The following is a 16362-nucleotide window of genomic DNA, read 5'->3' on the forward strand; positions in this document are numbered from 1 at the left end:
ACTTTCTTCCAGAATCCAACAAGGGGCGTATCGACCCACACCCAATATCGAAACATGATCAGGATGTCATCAAACTGAGGGAAAGGTTTGGGCCGGAAAAACTGCGCAAGGAGCTTGAGAGCTTGAAAAGGAAGGTCGGTGTTTTAACTTAGGAAGCATACTTGGCCGGTAATGAGGGGAGCCTTGGCAAAAGGCTCCCCTTTCAGTATTGATTACCTGTTAAAGAAGGGCTTTATGCTCTCTTTCTGAAGCTAATGACGTTTGCTGTAGGAACAATAATCGGAGCCAGCTGGTCTGTAATTTTCTGGAGTGCATCTCGGCGCTCATCAAGGTAGTCATACCTGTCATATATCCCCTCAACACCCTTCAGCTTATGGTTTAGGCAGCGCTCCGCAACATGGCCGGGTACACCCGCATCAGCAAGAAGAGTACGGCATGTACGACGTAAGTCGTGGATCGTGAAATGATTGATACCAGCATCACCTAAAATGTTTGCTGGTGGATCGCCTGGGCGAACCTTTTGGCCAAACAGTTTGGCTAGAGCATGATTCATCGTGTCATCAGAAATATACCCCCTGCGCTTACTGGCACGTCTGGAGGGGAAAACATATTTTGAATCACAGGCGCGAATTTTAAGCTCCTCAAGAAGGCTAACGGCAAAATCAGATAGAGGAACGGTAATTGCTACACCGGTTTTGCTGCGCTCCTGGGGGAGGTGCCATAGAGCTTTATCAAAGTCTATCTCTGCCCACTTGGCTGCAATCAACTCGCCTTTTCTAACTCCAAGAATAAGCAGCAGTGAAAAGGCTAGGTAGTTGTCTCTGGTGAACTGGTCCGAATGATCCCTGAGTATTGGGAAAACGACTTTCAGCTCTTTAATGGATAGCGCTCTATGGCGGCTCTTCTCGATCCCACCGGCGTTATGAACAGTAAAGGCTTCCGCAGGGTTTGATGATATGAGATTGAGTCTGATGCCGTGGCGGAATAGTTGCTTGCAATAGCCGAGTGCATCATTAGCAATACTGGGCCTGTCGCTTAGGGTGATTTTCTCAATTGCTGCACGTATATCCATTGGGGTTACGCGCTTAAGTGCGAGTTCTCCAAAGCAAGGGGCAAGCTCTCTTCGGTATATACGACGGGGGATGTCGGGGAATTTAAGTCTTTTCTCTATGTCATTCTCAAGCCAGTCAGCTGCAAGTTCGTTCACTGTTTTTATTTTCACACTGCTGGGGCGCTTTTTTTCAGCTTGCGGGTCTATACCTTTTTTTACATCCGCCTTTAGCTTGGCCGTCAGAGCTGCTGCTTCAACCAGAGATAGTTCACCAGGCTTGGTGCCATATTTTCCAAGGCTGATTTCCCGGCGCTTATTGTTGACTGTGTAGCGAAGAATCCAAAAGCCTGTCTTTTCTTTACTGACTCGGAAATATAAACCGTTTCCAGCGGCAAACCGCCCCGGAACTCCTTTGCGAAGGAGAGATTTCACCTGCTTGTCATTTATTCGATTGGCCATTCCATACCCCTGGTTCCTATAAAGTGGTGACAGATTTCAGTTTTTCCTCAGGAAATGAATCTTGATTTTTGATCTGTCACCAATTCTGTCACCACTATTCTGAGGTATATGGAAAGTTATGGAAACACCAAGAAACAATAAAGCCCCTATTTACGGGGCTTTTGGGGGAATGGGAATGGATGGAAATGGCGAGAAATCTTATTCTATGTTCTGCACCTGCTCCCGCATCTGCTCAATAAGCACCTTAAGATTCACAGCACTCTGAGTAACTTCAACACCCACAGCTTTTGAACCCAGAGTATTCGCCTCACGGTTCAGCTCCTGCATCAAAAAGTCCAGACGGCGGCCAATAGCACCTTTGCCGTTCAGAATACGGGTCACTTCGTTCACGTGGGTTTCCAGACGATCCAGCTCTTCTTCCACGTCGGCTTTCTGGGCGAGGAATACCAGTTCCTGTTCCAGACGGTTTTGATCCACCTCCACGGCAGCATCCGCAAGGCGTTGGGTGATTTTATCCCGCTGAGCCTGAATCAGTTCCGGCATAAACTTGCGAACAACCACAGTTTCCTGATTGATACCCTCAAGGCGTTGGAGAATAAACTGCTTCAGCTCTGCACCTTCACGGTCGCGGGCTTCACGCACTTTTTCCAGTGCTTCGGTGAAGGCTTTCAGGGCGTGCTTTTGAATCTGGTTGATATCTGCTTCGGATTGTTCCATCACACCTGGCCAGCGCAGGATATCCAGTGGGTCGGTTTTCCTGGCCTTCTCCACAACATCGCAAATGCTGTTAAGCGCCTGATCCAGCTGCTGAATGAGTGCGTGATTCAGGGAAATCTGTTCGCTGCCTTCGGCCAACATCACTTTCAGGTTGCACTCCACCTTGCCGCGGCTCAGGCTCTTGCGCAGCTGCTCCCGCAGGCGAGGCTCAATTTCCCGCATGGTTTCTGGCAGGCGGAAATGAGGCTCCAGATAGCGATGATTGACAGTCCTGATTTCCCATACAAGGGTGCCCCAATCCTGATTGGATTCGACCCTTGCAAACGCAGTCATACTGGCGGTCATTATTTAACCTACAAAAGGTGGAGAAAAATGGCATCAGTATATCGGTTTCATGGCTCCACATCTGTAACCTTCGCATCATTCCTTTATGGGAAAGCGGATGTTGGCGTTATAATCCGCATCAGTTTGAATTGAGAGGTGGAAATATGCGCCCGAGTGGTCGTGCTGCAGATGATCTGCGGGAAGTGAAAATTACCCGTCACTACACCAAGCATGCGGAAGGTTCCGTGCTGGTGGAATTTGGTGATACCAAAGTGATCTGCACAGCAAGTCTGGAGCGAAGCGTGCCTCGCTGGCTGAAAGGAACAGGTCAGGGCTGGGTGACTGCGGAATACGGCATGCTGCCCCGCGCAACCGGTGAGCGTAACAACCGTGAAGCCTCCCGTGGTAAGCAGGGCGGTCGTACTCTGGAAATCCAGCGTCTGATCGGTCGTTCCCTCCGCGCTGCCGTAGACCTGAAAAAACTGGGTGATAACAGCATCACTATCGATTGCGACGTGATTCAGGCCGATGGTGGCACCCGTACTGCGTCTATCACCGGTGCGATGGTGGCTCTGGTAGATTGCCTGCGTCACATGCAGCGCAACAAGATTATCCGCACTGATCCGCTGGCTCAGATGATTGCTTCTGTATCTGTGGGTATCTACAACGGCAATCCGGTTCTGGATCTGGATTACGCGGAAGATTCTAACGCGGAAACAGACATGAACGTGGTGATGACCGAAAAGGGCGGCTTTATCGAAGTTCAGGGCACTGCCGAAGGTGCGCCGTTCGATAAGGAAGAGATGGACGCCATGCTTGAACTGGCTCGCAAGGGTGTGAACACCTTGGTGGACCTGCAGCGTAAGGCTTTGGAAGCTCCTTAACTCCCTGACTTTCTTGTCTAAAAAAATGCGTAAAAGGTTATGCTTTCTGCGCATTTTTTTATCCTCAGGCTAAGAACATCAAGCTTGGCTACACTTTCCCATCCTCCAACGTCAGCCCGTTTCGCAACAAACCTGAGGGATGTTGTGAAATGCAGATTCATCCATCTGTTATAAGCTGGAGCGCTTGTGGAATATTTTCTATTAACGCCAGGCCCGCTAACAACCTCCCCCGGTGTGCGTGGGGCAATGAATGAAGATCTCAGTACCTGGGATTCCGACTACAACGATCGCGTGCAAAGCATTCGCCGGCAGTTGGTAACACTGGCAACTGGTGAACCGGGTTTTACATCTGTGCTTATACAGGGCTGCGGAACCGGTTGTGTGGAGGCTACCGTGGGCAGTGTGGTTCCTGAAGATGGAAAACTACTGGTTGTGGCCAATGGTGCATATGGCCTTCGTATCGCTGAAATAGCCGAGTATCTGGGCATCAATCATCGGGTTCTGGATTTTGGTGAAGTGGGGGAGATGAAGCCTCGGCAGATAGACGAAGCCCTGCGCAGCGACCCTTACATCAGCCACGTAGTGGTGGTGCATTGCGAAACCACAACCGGACGTTTGAATCCGCTTGCTGATATTGCGGCTGTTGTGAAAAACAACAGCTGCTGCCTGATTGTAGATGCCATGAGCAGTTTCGGAGGTATTCCGATGGATGCGGCGGAATTGGGTATCGACTACCTTATCAGCTCTGCCAACAAGTGCATTCAGGGGGTGCCGGGCTTCGGCTTTGTGATTGCCCGTCAGCAGGCTTTGGAAGACAGCAAAGGCTGCGCACGGTCATTGACGTTTGATCTCTATACCCAATGGCAGTGCATGGAAAATCACGGTGGCAAGTGGCGTTTCACCTCACCTGCTCACACGGTTCTGGCGTTTGAACAGGCCTTGAAGGAGTTAGCTGAAGAGGGTGGTGTTGCTGCCCGTTACCAGCGTTACTGTGAAAACCATCGTGTACTTGTGAGTGGTATGGAGTCTTTAGGCTTTGAGTGTTTGCTGCCGGCGGAAGAGCAGTCTCCAATCATTACTTCGTTTTATACGCCGGATCACCCCGGGTTTGAATTCAAGCGGTTTTACGATGCCTTAAAGAGCCGTGGGTTTGTCATCTATCCCGGCAAGGTTTCCAGGGCACCTTGCTTTCGTATTGGCACTATTGGTCATGTGTTTCCGGAAAACTTTCACCAGCTTGTGCGGGAGGTGCAAAGCTGTATGTACTGGCTGGAGCCTCATCCCGAAAAACCTATGAAAGCAACAAATACTAATAACAAGGGACTCAGCCCATGAGTTATCGCTACCAAAGACGCTATACCGGCCCGCTGCAGGCGGTGATTATGGATATGGCCGGCACAGTGCTGGATTTTGGCTCCATGGCTCCCGTAAAAGCTCTGTGTCGTTTGTTTGAAGAGGCGGGTGTGCCTGTATCTCCAGCGGAAGCCCGCATTCCTATGGGCACTCACAAGCGCGGCCACATCCATCAGATTCTTTTGATGCCCAGAGTCTCAACAGCGTGGGAAGAGGTTCATGGTAAAGTGCCCGATGAAGACACGCTGGACAGCCTCTATGAGCGGTTTATTCCCCTGCAGGTGGAGGTAATTGGCCAGTGTTCAAAGCTGATTCCCGGCGCGGCGGAAATGATTGCTTCCATGGAACAGCGTGGCCTGAAACTGGGCAGTAACACTGGCTACAACCGGGTGATGACCAATGCCGTTCTCGCCGAAGTAAAAGAACAGGGTTACACGCCAGCCAGTGTTGTATGTGTGGATGATGTTAGTCAGGGGCGACCACTGCCGGAAATGTGCCTGAAAAATATGCTTGACCTGAAAGTGGGTTGCGTACAGGCCTGTGTAAAGGTGGACGACAGTTGCGTGGGTATTGAGGAGGGTTTGAACGCCGGTATGTGGACAGTCGGCCTTGCGGTCAGTGGCAACGAAGTGGGGCTGGAGCTGGACGAGTGGCAGGCTTTATCTACAGAGGAGCAAGATGTACTACGGATAAAAGCCAGCGAACGTCTTTATCAGGCGGGTGCCCACTATGTTGTGGATTCCATTGCAGATCTGCAAAACTGTCTGGATGATATCGAGCGCCGTTTGGCGAATGGTGAAGCACCTTAAGAGGGCATAAGAAACGGGAGTTTTTAGGCTCCCATCTCTTATCACAGACAGCTGTTTCAGCGTGCTTGCCTTGCGGCTACAGCCCGGGACAACACGGCCAGTGTCGTACCGTTATGGAGCAGTGCGCTGGTGGCCGGGTTGAGATAACCCAGAGCCGCGCCCAGCATAATGCCACTGTTTACCCATTCCGCCAGACGGATATTGCTCTTCACCAGCTTCATGGCTTCGTTCGCCAGCTTACGTGATTGTGCAACCCCCAGCAGGTTGTCGTTCATCAGAACAACATCTGCAGCCATTTGCGCGAGGTCGGTGCCGTTGGCCATGGCGAGACCCACATCAGCCTGACTCAGCGCCGGTGCATCGTTCACCCCATCACCCACAAACATTACGGAATGCCCCTGCTTTTGCAGCTCTTCCACAACCGTGGCTTTGCTTTCCGGCGTAGCCTGGGCAAAGAACAGGTCCAGTTCCAGCTCTTCGGTGAGCTGACGGGCTTTGGCTACCGTGTCACCGGTGAGCAGCACAAGGTTCTTGATGCCGGAATCCCGCAGTGATTGCAGAGTCTCTTTCACCTCTTCCCGCAGGGTATCCCGCAAACCAATGACACCGATAGGCTGGTGCTGGTTGGCCATAAACAGCATGTGTTTGCCGTCTTTCTCCAGCTGGGTGATGGTGTCTTCCAGTTGGGAGAAGTCCACACCCTCATGGCACTCAAGGAAATGGCGGCTGCCAATCAGCAGTTCCATATCCTTGATCGAGCTTTTTAAGCCATGGGCAATCACATAATCCACTTCACCGTGGTCGATATGGGGCAACTTCTGGTGATGGGCTGCATCTACAACGGCCTGTGCCAGTGGGTGATTGCAGTGCTCTTCCACCGATGCGGCTATCGCCAGAAGCTCCTGGGCGTTGCGCTGCTCTCGCAGGCAGATCACGTCAGTTACTTCCAGATCGCCGTAAGTCAGCGTACCGGTTTTATCAAACACACAGGTGTCCACAGCCGCCAGATTCTCAATAGCTCGGCCACCTTTGAGCAGCAGACCCTGTTTGGCAGCACTGTACATGATTGATTTGAAGGCAACAGGTGTCGACAGCTTCAGGGCACAGGAGTAATCCACAAGGAAGACAGACGCCAGCCGTTCTATATCCCGGGTCAGGGCAAACACCAGAGAGCCAATGGCCAGCGTGATATTCACCCGTCGTTCGGCCATCTGGGTGGTGGCAACCTGAGTCTGACTCTTTTCAGAGAGAGACTGGGCAATCACACCGGCAATGCGGGCCGTGGTGGTTTCGGAGCCCACCTTTTCAACCAGCATTTCCGCGTTGCCATCCTGAACGACAGTGCCCGCATAAGTCGCAGCGCCATCTTCACGGCGTACGGGAACGGGTTCGCCGGTCAGAGACGCCTGATTCACCAGCACTTTGCCGCTGATAATAGAGCCGTCCGCAGGAATGGCGTCGCCCGGCGACAGCAGAACATGGTCGCCAACAACCAGCTCATCGGAACTGGTCTGGAATTCTTGATCATTCCGGCGTACCCAGACCTGTGTAGTACTTGGTTGCATCAGGTCAGCCAGCAGCGTATCACTGTTGCGGCTGGTTTGCTGCTCCATATACTCACCGGCACTCAGCAGAGCTTGGGTGAGCATGGCCGTACGATAATCTTTGCGGGCCACCGACAGGCCGATGGCCACGGCATCCAGAACCTCTGTGCCGACCTTGGCTTCACTGAGCTGCTCCGCACCTTCCAGCAGGGTGTTACCCACCAGAGGAACGGTGGTCAGCGCTGCATAGCGGGCAGGTACAAAGCTGGCAGCAAGCAGGCCCAGCAGGTTCAGGGCGATATCACCGCGGGTGTACTGGTGCTCGGTTTCGCTCTCGGTGGCCTGGCTCCAGTCGAGCTGGTGCAGGCGCTCTTCCAGCTGCTCTTTGGATAGAAGAGTCTGGTCGTATTCCACAGCAATGGAGTTTGCAGCTTCATTCACCCGTACGCTTTTTACACCCTGAATGCCCAGCAGGCCAGCGTGAATCCACTCACTGAAACCGTCCAGGCTAATGCCGCTCAGGCGAAAGCGCACCCGGCCAGGGATGTGGTGCCTGATAGCGACCATTACTTGTCCTTGTTCAGGTTGCGGTAGTACTCAAGCTCTGCCTGAGTATCTTCCAGACGCTCTTTCAACTCTTCCATTTCACCGCGCAGGGCAGACCATGCCTTACCGCCAGTGTTAGAGATGGTGTTCTGAACTTTTTTATTAGACACCAGATAGCCCACAGCAGCACCGGCAATCAGGCCTGTAATCAGGTGCGTGCGGCTGTTCTGCTCCCGGTAAGGGATTGGGTTGCCATATTGGTCATACTTAGCCATGGCTGTTTTCCTTGAGTTCATCAATCAGGTACAGAGTGGCTGCACCAGCGGCCAACAGGGATGTAAACGACAGAATAGGTCTGCCTGCCATGTGTTCGGCGACAGCTGTCGCTAAACCGCCTGCCAGCCCGGTGCGTGCAGCGTCCTTGAGCACCTTGGCAGTCATTTGCTCAATGGCAATCTCGCCCTGCTGGTAATCATTCCACTGGCTGATAGCCGAGGCTGTGCCACCCAGCAGTGCACTGGCAAGCATGGTGCGGCTGGCGGAGCTGAGGCTGTCCTGTGAGTTACTCATTGCTCTCTACAGGTTGTTCAGCGGTGGTTTCTGCCGCTGCTTCCGTTGGAGTACGTTGACGTTCTACTGATTCACGGAAACCGGCTTTCCCTGCGGCGAAAGTGTCGCGGAACACATCGCTGCCCATAGCTACGCTTTCGGTTACGCTGCTGGCGGTGTTAGTTGCGCCCTGCTTGATTTTTCCACCACTGGTTTTCAGCATGTCGCCAGCGTTGCCCAGCAGGCTCATCAGTTGGCTGCGCACGTTTTCGTTGCTGAAAATCAGTGCTGCCGCAGCGCCGATCATGGCACCTTTCCAGAATTCACGGTCGTCCATACCCAGCTTGGCGACCAGGTCTTTGAACAGGCCACTTTGTTCCCCCAGCATGTTTTCCAGCATGTGCTGGGATTGTGCGACAAAGGCATCCTGTTCCTGAGGCTTTGGCTCGGCTTGCTGAGGAGCAGGCTGCTGTGGCGCTGGTTGGTGGTAGTGAGGCTGGCCGTGGTGCATATGTGGCGGATAAGGATAACCAGCAGGCGGCATCTGGGTGTGGGTAACACCGTGATGCTGGTGGTAGCCTGCGTAAGCAGGATGAACAGGTTGCTGGAATGCCCAGGGAGGAGGGTAGCCATAGCCATACTGTGGATCGTGCGGTGGCACTTGTGGCTTGTCGCTCATGGGGAGAACTCCGGGTAATTACTGATTTGAGAGGGCGTTAACCAGCTGCTCGCACGCTGTGAAAGCTTTGGCCTGGTCTTGGCTGAAAACGATATCCAGAAGTTTTGGGTCAACCAGCTGTGGGTCGTACTCCAAAATAGCACTCCGTCTGGCGGCGTGTACTTCGCAATTCTTGAAAGCAGGAATATTGGCCACCTGTTCCGTAAAGCTGCCCATTCTCATCTTGGCCATTTGTGCGACCAGAGGTGAGTGAAACTTCAGACGCAAACGTCCGGGAATATGGTGCGCCGGCTCAACAAGCTCACGAAGCTTGAGGAAGTAACTTCTGATCTGGGACATGCGGGAAGGCAGATAGGTAAAGAGAAGGTAATTATTACGTGTTGAACTGTCATCACCATTGATGTGAGTCAACGATGGGGCTTTGCACGTCTGTTAATGATGAGTAATATAAATGCAAATCTTTCTCATTTGGGTTTGATCACATGACAACCTATATACATCAAACAGACGGCCGCCTTCGTATTCGCTCTGAATTTATTCTGGAGCACCCTGCCGATGTTGAGAAACTGATTGAAAAAATGTCCGGAATTCCGGCTATCAGAGAAGTCCGCCACCGTCGTTTTGCAGGCTCGGTCACTATTAGATACGACCATCACGAATTAGATGGCGAGTCTGTGATGGATATGGTGGAAAGCCATGGCTGGCTGCGCAGTCAGCAGCGCAGTGCGTTTGTTGAGAATGCGGTGCGCAGTGGTTCAAAAACATTGCTCAAAGGTGTCACAGTGATGGCTCTGAAGCAGATGGTGAATCCTTCCCTGCTGCGTGCGTTTTCTATTTCTTAAGCCGCTTTTGAGCACAGCGACATAAACCGCCGGATTTTGCCGGGCATGATTTGCATGGTGGATTTTTAAATGGCACTCGGGCAATAGCCTGAACGTCAGGCTGCACCGATTTTATCTCTCTCGTTTTTTGTTTGGCCTCTGTCGTCTGGCTGACACGGCTGCGTACGATTATTCCCCCCCTGATCGCCTTCAAGCCAGGATAACACCGGATTCAGTGGTGTCATTAACTCGCGCACCATGCTTTCGCTGGTTTGTCTGCCAATGTCTATTAAGTCGTTTCGGATGTGTTGATGGAGTGAAGTGAGAGGAAGGGACGCCTTTTTGCGTTTTTTCAGAGATGATGACATAGGGGCGAATGAGAATTATACGCAATTAGGAGCGAGGCTTGATTATGTTGGGAAATGGTTTGTTTCGCAAGGGCTTGCAGGGAAAGGGAAGAGACTGACCCTTTCTCGGGCCGAGAAGGGGTCAGGGTGTCTTTAAAAGGACAGTTCCCAATCGTAATCCACAATCACAGGGGCGTGGCGGGAGAAAGGTTCACCGGTGTAGATGCCGGAGTTCAGTACGCGGTGTTTCATACTTGGGGTGGCAATCTGGTAATCATAGCGGCGGCCTTCGTTGGCTTTGTAGTGATCATCACTGGCCCAGAAAGTGTACTTGCCGCTTTCACGATCCACTTCCCGGTAGGTGTCTACGTAATCCATACCATTGAGGATTTCGCTCATCCAGGCACGTTCGGCTGGCTGGAAGCCCGGGGAGTCCTGATATTCACGCCAGTTAGCAATGTCAATCTTGCTGTGAGCCACCTGCCATGTACCGCAGGTTATGAATTCACGACGTTTGCGACGCTGCTTGGTGAGGTACTGAAGGTAATCTTCCATAAACTTATACTTCCAGTTCATGGCTTCCGGGGTACTATCTGCTTCTGGCACCAGCAGTGTGCCGATGCTGATTTTGTCAAAATCAGCCTGCAGGTAAAGCCCGTGAATGTCGGCTTCAGGAAGGCTCAGGCCGGTAATGATGGCTTTGGGAGGAATGCGGGTGTAGAGGGCAACACCACCTTGTCCGGACTGAAGTGTGTAGCTTTCAAAGAAGTAGCTGAAATAGCCTTCTGGATTGAAAGGGGCACCAATAATGTCGCTTTCACGGGCTCGGATGTCCTGAAGGCAGATAACATCTGCATCCTGCTCTCTAGCCCAGGAAAAAAAGCCCCTCTCAGCCGCGTTTGTTATACCTTCACAATTGAAGCTGATCACTCTCATGTTTGGGGTCCTGTACAATCAATGTAACCGGTACAGCATTACCAGCTCGGCTCCGCTGAAAATAACGCTTGAAGACTCTCTAAAAGGATGAATAGAGGGAACCGAGCGATGCAGAGTAAGTGGAAGGCGGAATACGGCACTGCTATTTGCCACATCGGCAAATAACTTTCCAATATGCATGTCTTTATTGGTGGGTATGATAACGCTGGGTAAAAGGGATGACTATATTTCGCCATTAAGTACCTTTACTCGCAGTAATGTGTTTTTCACGGTGAAATGAAGTGCTTTTCTCCACAGGTTTCCGAGAAGTTGTTAAAATGTTTCCGCTTCGGTATGACACCGAGGTTTTCTAACGACTAAAAAATCAATCGCTCGGACTCCCCTATGAAAGACTTTCAACGTGACTTTATTCGTTTCGCTCTTGCACACAATGTTTTGAAATTTGGGGAGTTCACCCTTAAATCAGGTCGTGTTTCACCTTATTTCTTTAATGCCGGGCTGTTTTGCAGTGGCAAAGCCCTGGCTGCGCTGGGTAAATTCTATGCCTGTGCCTTGATTGATTCCGGTGTGGAGTTTGATGTTCTGTTTGGCCCAGCTTACAAGGGTATCCCTCTGGCTTCTGCCACAGCTGTGGCTTTGGCCGATCAACATGATATCGACGCACCCTGGTGCTTTAACCGTAAGGAAGCCAAGGATCATGGTGAAGGCGGGAACCTTGTAGGTGCGCCATTGTTCGGAAACATTGCTATCGTTGATGATGTAATGACTGCAGGAACAGCTATTCGTGAATCAATGACGTTGATTCACGAAAACGGTGCCAAACCTGCCTGTGTAATGATCTGTCTGGATCGTCAGGAGAAAGGCAAGGGAGAGCTGTCAGCTATTCAGGAAGTGGAGCGGGACTATGGAATTCCAGTGATAAGTATCGTGAATTTGACTCAGGTAATGGAATTCATAAGGGAAGATGATAGTCTCAATCAATACTCTCAAGCGATTGAAAATTACCGTCAACGTTATGGCATTGAGAACTAAAAAAATAATTTCTTCGCTCCTGCTTGTTGCAGGGCTGGTTTCGGGGTTCACGGGAGCCGCAAACGCATCACAACAATTTTACCGATATGTGAACGATCGCGGTGAAACGGTTATAGCAACCAGTGTGCCCCGTGACATAGCCGCTAAACGTGGTTATGAAATCATTAACCAGAAGGGCCGGGTTCTTGAGGTTGTAAACCCTGAACTCAGCTATGAAGCCCGTCAGGCCCTCTCTTTTAAGAAAAAGCTCGAAGAGCAGCGTCAGGCCAGTGCCCAAAAGCAGGCGCAGGAAGATGCAGATCTACGCAAACAATTCAGCAGCGTGGAAGATGTGGACCGTTCTCTGGAGCGAGTGCTCGAGGAAATTGATAACCGGATTGCGGTGATCAAGGGTAACAGCCAGCGCCTTCGGGTTCAGCACCAGTACAAACAGACACAAGCTGCTGAGATGGAGCGTTCTGGCCAGAAAGTCTCAGAAAATCTCCTTCAGGATATGGCTAATATCGCCGCGGAGCTGGACAGTTTTGCAGTGCAGATTACTGAGTTTGAACGGGAGAAAGACGAAGCCCGCAAGGATTACGCGCTGCGTAAAGACAGAGTCCGCCATCTGCTGGCGGGGGAACAGGCTCTCACCCGCAATAAATATCTCGCCATTTCCCCCAGGGATCTTGTAGGCCTTTGGCAACCAGTAAAAACGAATACCGGTGTTATCAGTTGGGAAGCCAAAGATGATGGGGTTTTTATCCTGACCCGTAAAACCAATCGGGGGCTGGAGAAGTGGAGTGGGAGGTGGTCCCTCAGCCGTGGCAAAGATATTGTGGTGATTTTCTTCCGTAAAGAGGTCACCCGTATGGGGAAAACCAGCCGTAACGCTTTTGCCCGGGAAGAGCGATACTCCATCATAGACAAGCAGGATGAGGCCCTGCATGTTTATTGGGAAGATGGTGTTCTCAAGTTCAAGAAGAGTCTCTAGAAGGCTCTTCCAGACTTTCAGATGCAGAACTCGAACTATCAAAAGTCAGCGAGAGGCCTTGTGGTAGTGTCCCTGAGGGAAACAGTTCTTCGGGGCTGACAGGCTTAGGCTTGTGGCTTGTAACAAAAAGCCCAGGGGCAACTTCTCTTGAAACTTCTCCTGTAGAGGTAAGCAGCGTATTTCCATAGCTTGTTACTGCCACTTCGACTCTGGCAGGTGGATTTTTCATTGCGCTCCTAAGCTCTTCGCTAATTGTTAGCGTATCTGTAATCCCTTCTTTAAAGCACATAATTTCAACTGCAAGCCGGTTTTGTATGTGAGGGTCTGACTCTCTGGTGTAAATTGCGGGGTTTAGCTCGCACCTGTATTTTGGGAATGAATAGCCTAGAGATGTGAGTGTTTTGGTCAGTTGATTAAAGTTTTTACCACTCTCACGGTAGTGTTTCTCCAGCTCCATCCTCGTCAGTCGTTTGGGCATAGCCATAATGGCATCTGCCTGTTCCTGGGCTTCGGGGGTATTGAGTTGCTCAAGATAGACAAGGGTTTGACTCCAGTGGGTTGAGTCGTAACTGAAGAGAACTTCCTCACCAGCTTCTATATTTCGAGCAGCTTTCAGGAAGGCACCTTCATAGCCGGGGTAGTCAACCTGTCTCACCACGGTTGCATTTGGCAGGATAGCGCAGCCGCGGGAGTCATTGGAAAAACTACCTCCCCCCTGACCAGAGACTGGTTGCGATATACCTTCTATTGAGAAGTGGTTGTTCAAGGATATAAAGTGGGAGGTGTTTGTTTTACCTTGCCGAGAATGCTCCCTCAGCTCATCTGTTGTCACAATGAGCCGCCCATGGAAATAAGTTATCATGGCGTTATTTGGGAAAAATCTTGTTGCAAACAAGCCCTGATTGGCTCCGGGGATTGTACTGGCAGCTACTTTTACACCATTGTCGATGGTACTGACGGAGTACTCATGGAGCTTGTCATTCCGATGCATTTTACATCGCTTTGAATAGGCATAACGATCATCGTATAGAGGTGTTCCATCTTCCGCAAATCGAGATAACCTGCGCTGAGCAGGCATAACAACAGGGTTGCCCTCTGGGCTATTAAAAGGGGAATGAGTCCTGCTGCGTTTTCTGGTTTCCCTATTTACTGACGGGGAATATCTCTGACTGTCAGGTGTCAGACTGCTCTGTATCGGTGCTCTGTCCATTGATGTTCTCCAGAATACGTCTCCGTGTATCCATATCCAGCTTTACCAGCCAGGCCAAAAAGTTCTGATAGTCGGTACCCCTGTTCGGATTGTCTTCTATTTCAAAGTCCTGTGTCCTGTCTTCAAGGGGGCACGCAGGTTGTGCACAAAGTTTTCTGACACAACTTTTAAACGCTTTATATTGAGCAGGGTAAGGCGATAGCGTTTCAATAGCATCGATGGTCGTCTGTATTGGCTCTACATATACGGGGTCAGGACGCGGCTTGTAATCAGAAGACAAGCTATCTGATGAACTGGCACTATCGCTTGAATCCGAAGAGTCTGTGGATGCCCCGGCATCAGACTGTGCGTCATCATCCACGTTAATAACTGGAGGGAAGGGAGCCAGACCTGTTTCTGAATATTGAGAAGCCGTACTTTGAGAGGATATTTGCCGGAAGAAGCCTGTGGACATACTTCTGGAGTCCATAAGAACAGTGACTATTACTGGTTCCATCTCTTCCGTGGAAGCTTCAATAACTGGTGATGCAGTGGTGCTCTCGGAAAGCTTCTCCTCAAGATTAAACAGGTCGAAGGTTGCTTTAACTTTCAGATCATACTCGTGATGAGCGTAAGCCAGCAGAAGCGCCCAGTAGGCCTCTTCACGCTTGGTTTGCATTTCCAGTATAAGTTCGGCTGAAACCTTATCAGAGAATGGAGACACAACTTCTGGGGCCAAAAACCATTTATGGCTGCTTACAAAGTCAGCATGCTTTGTGAGTTGTTGACGAAGCGACTGGTATTTCTTGCCAGCTTTGGTGTTCAGCTTATCAAGAGTTAACCCTTGAGGCTGGCTTGCAAATTCGCAGAGCGTGTAGGAATCACTGAAGCACCGTATCAACTGTGCTCCATCTTGATCATTGCGGACAATTTCATGATCATGGTCTTCATTGGTGTTGTAAATAACGTTTTTTGGTGCCCCTCCAGTAAAGATAAACTGGCGAGTGTCGTTTGCACGGATATCGAAGATTGTTCTTTCCCATAAACGCAGGTTTGTTTTCCATTCGGGAGTGCCGTAGGTGCGTGAGCGGGTGATACTTTTTCTTGCCTGGCTTTCCTGCTTTTTTTCGTACTTTTCTTCTGTTTGCTTTTTGAGCGCTCTGGCTGTTTCCAGATCAGCGGGGTAAGGCATTTTATGAATACTCTCCCGGCTCTGGCTGCGGGTCAGTATACGGCTGGCAAACGTCACTGGCTCCTGCTCAGGCTTTTGTGATTGTTGAGCTGGGGCAGAGCGAGCCTTCAAAAAGTACTTGGATTCTGGTGAACCAGTTGCAGGTTGTGGATATTGCGCAGCCATTGCTTTCACCCTCAGCTAAGGAAAAGTAGTCATGAAGTATGACAAGCTGCACCATGGGAAATACATGACCGGGTTGACAGTGAAACTGACAATCCACAGAGAGGGAAATGAAAACGCCGAAGTTTGCAGACTTCGGCGTCAGGGTCTGTTGAGATTTGGTACTTATTAATTCACAGCAGAAATGCGCCGCCTTGCAAGAGCCGGCTCCCGAAACACAACCTGGCTCAGTGTGTGCCACTGGTCATCCCAGTTTTCGGAGGGGCGGCGACGGAATCGGCTGCGAACAAACTGACTGATTCGGCCTTCGGCCGCTGCCAGCATAAGGTTGGCCGTGGCATTGTGAGTCAGGTTGGTTCTGAGGCCTTCATGGATTTCAGCATCCCTGAGGATTTGGCGCAGCTGGGTTTCCAGACGTTCAAACAGCTGAACAATGCGGGTGCGCAGACGGTCAGTTTCCCCATTCAGTGCATCACCAGTCAGGATACGGGTGAGGCCTGGATTCTTTTCGCAGAACAGAATAAGCAGAGTCAGAATCCGCTGGCAGGCGACAAGGCCTTGGGCCTCTTCATTCATAATCAGGCTAATACGGGTGAAGAGAGACTCCTCAATAAACCCGATTAAACCTTCAAACATTTTGGCCTTACTGGGGAAGTGGCGATACAGTGCCGCTTCTGAGACACCGACTTCCTGAGCCAGGCGGGCAGTAGTAATCCGTTCCCCGGGGTTGTGCTCCAGCATATGAGCCAGGGCCTGGAGAATCTGATCCTTACGGGAGGGTTTAGCCTTTTCCAT

Annotated in this window: 17 protein-coding genes; 6 read left to right on the forward strand and 11 right to left on the reverse strand. The window is 50.9% G+C overall.

Annotated elements, in window-relative coordinates; all coding sequences use genetic code 11:
* Window positions 1-232: 232 nt before the first annotated feature.
* A complete protein-coding gene (locus E1189_RS12005; RefSeq protein WP_155160568.1) occupies window positions 233-1510 on the reverse strand; it encodes a tyrosine-type recombinase/integrase in 1278 nt (425 codons plus the stop codon).
* A 198-nt stretch (window positions 1511-1708) separates the two neighbouring features.
* Window positions 1709-2560: a YicC/YloC family endoribonuclease gene (locus E1189_RS12010; protein ID WP_230460357.1), complete on the reverse strand. Its 852-nt coding sequence runs from the start codon at window positions 2558-2560 to the stop codon at window positions 1709-1711.
* Window positions 2561-2715: 155 nt separating this feature from the next.
* Here E1189_RS12010 and rph point away from each other — a divergent pair, with 155 nt between their 5' ends.
* From rph to phnX, 3 genes are all read left to right on the forward strand, one after another.
* Window positions 2716-3435, forward strand: coding sequence for a ribonuclease PH (gene rph, locus E1189_RS12015; protein ID WP_155160570.1), 720 nt, complete (start codon window positions 2716-2718; stop codon window positions 3433-3435).
* Window positions 3436-3621: 186 nt separating this feature from the next.
* A complete protein-coding gene (gene phnW / locus E1189_RS12020) occupies window positions 3622-4770 on the forward strand; it encodes a 2-aminoethylphosphonate--pyruvate transaminase (protein WP_329602008.1) in 1149 nt (382 codons plus the stop codon).
* Window positions 4767-5597 (forward strand): phosphonoacetaldehyde hydrolase, encoded by an 831-nt coding sequence (phnX, locus tag E1189_RS12025; RefSeq protein WP_155160571.1) that lies wholly within the window; start codon window positions 4767-4769, stop codon window positions 5595-5597. The genes phnW and phnX overlap by 4 nt, the downstream gene beginning before the upstream one ends.
* A 56-nt stretch (window positions 5598-5653) precedes the next feature.
* Here the strand turns inward: phnX and E1189_RS12030 are convergent, their stop codons facing one another.
* Genes E1189_RS12030 through E1189_RS12050 form a run of 5 tightly spaced genes read right to left on the reverse strand, consistent with a single transcriptional unit; the run spans window position 5654 to window position 9326 of the window.
* Window positions 5654-7708, reverse strand: a complete 2055-nt coding sequence (locus tag E1189_RS12030) for a heavy metal translocating P-type ATPase (RefSeq protein ID WP_155160572.1) — start codon at window positions 7706-7708, stop codon at window positions 5654-5656.
* Entirely contained in the window at window positions 7708-7962 is a 255-nt protein-coding gene (locus E1189_RS12035) for a YtxH domain-containing protein (protein ID WP_230460358.1), read from the reverse strand. Before E1189_RS12035 ends, E1189_RS12030 begins: the two co-directional genes overlap by 1 nt.
* Entirely contained in the window at window positions 7955-8257 is a 303-nt protein-coding gene (locus E1189_RS12040; RefSeq protein WP_155160574.1) for a magnetosome protein MamC family protein, read from the reverse strand. The genes E1189_RS12035 and E1189_RS12040 overlap by 8 nt, the downstream gene beginning before the upstream one ends.
* Window positions 8250-8915 carry a YtxH domain-containing protein gene (locus E1189_RS12045; protein ID WP_155160575.1) on the reverse strand — a complete coding sequence of 222 codons (666 nt, stop codon included), beginning with the start codon at window positions 8913-8915 and terminating at the stop codon, window positions 8250-8252. Before E1189_RS12045 ends, E1189_RS12040 begins: the two co-directional genes overlap by 8 nt.
* Window positions 8916-8933: 18 nt before the next feature.
* Window positions 8934-9326, reverse strand: coding sequence for a cation transporter (locus E1189_RS12050; protein ID WP_155160576.1), 393 nt, complete (start codon window positions 9324-9326; stop codon window positions 8934-8936).
* Window positions 9327-9397: 71 nt separating this feature from the next.
* Between E1189_RS12050 and E1189_RS12055 the strand changes: the two genes are divergently transcribed.
* Window positions 9398-9757 (forward strand): HMA2 domain-containing protein, encoded by a 360-nt coding sequence (locus E1189_RS12055; RefSeq protein ID WP_155160577.1) that lies wholly within the window; start codon window positions 9398-9400, stop codon window positions 9755-9757.
* Window positions 9758-10236: 479 nt separating this feature from the next.
* Here E1189_RS12055 and E1189_RS12060 read toward each other — a convergent pair whose 3' ends face one another.
* Entirely contained in the window at window positions 10237-11019 is a 783-nt protein-coding gene (locus tag E1189_RS12060; protein ID WP_155160578.1) for an exodeoxyribonuclease III, read from the reverse strand.
* A 384-nt stretch (window positions 11020-11403) separates the two neighbouring features.
* Between E1189_RS12060 and pyrE the strand changes: the two genes are divergently transcribed.
* Together pyrE and E1189_RS12070 are read left to right on the forward strand one after the other, a co-directional pair.
* Window positions 11404-12051: an orotate phosphoribosyltransferase gene (gene pyrE / locus E1189_RS12065; protein ID WP_155160579.1), complete on the forward strand. Its 648-nt coding sequence runs from the start codon at window positions 11404-11406 to the stop codon at window positions 12049-12051.
* 88 nt (window positions 12052-12139) lie between these two features.
* Window positions 12140-13024, forward strand: a complete 885-nt coding sequence (locus tag E1189_RS12070) for a hypothetical protein (RefSeq protein ID WP_155160580.1) — start codon at window positions 12140-12142, stop codon at window positions 13022-13024.
* On the opposite strand, the gene E1189_RS12075 is transcribed toward E1189_RS12070, so the two are convergent.
* From E1189_RS12075 to slmA, 3 genes are all read right to left on the reverse strand, one after another.
* Complete coding sequence (locus E1189_RS12075; protein WP_196221398.1) at window positions 13008-13919, reverse strand: SET domain-containing protein-lysine N-methyltransferase; 912 nt, start codon at window positions 13917-13919, stop codon at window positions 13008-13010. The two genes, E1189_RS12070 and E1189_RS12075, sit on opposite strands and share 17 nt — an antisense overlap.
* 277 nt (window positions 13920-14196) lie before the next feature.
* Window positions 14197-15570, reverse strand: a complete 1374-nt coding sequence (locus tag E1189_RS12080; protein WP_155160582.1) for a hypothetical protein — start codon at window positions 15568-15570, stop codon at window positions 14197-14199.
* Window positions 15571-15735: 165 nt separating this feature from the next.
* Window positions 15736-16362 (reverse strand): nucleoid occlusion factor SlmA, encoded by a 627-nt coding sequence (gene slmA / locus E1189_RS12085; RefSeq protein ID WP_155160583.1) that lies wholly within the window; start codon window positions 16360-16362, stop codon window positions 15736-15738.

It is taken from the genome of Parendozoicomonas verongulae (assembly GCF_009711465.1).
GTDB classification, from domain to species: Bacteria; Pseudomonadota; Gammaproteobacteria; order Pseudomonadales; family Endozoicomonadaceae; genus Sansalvadorimonas; species Sansalvadorimonas verongulae.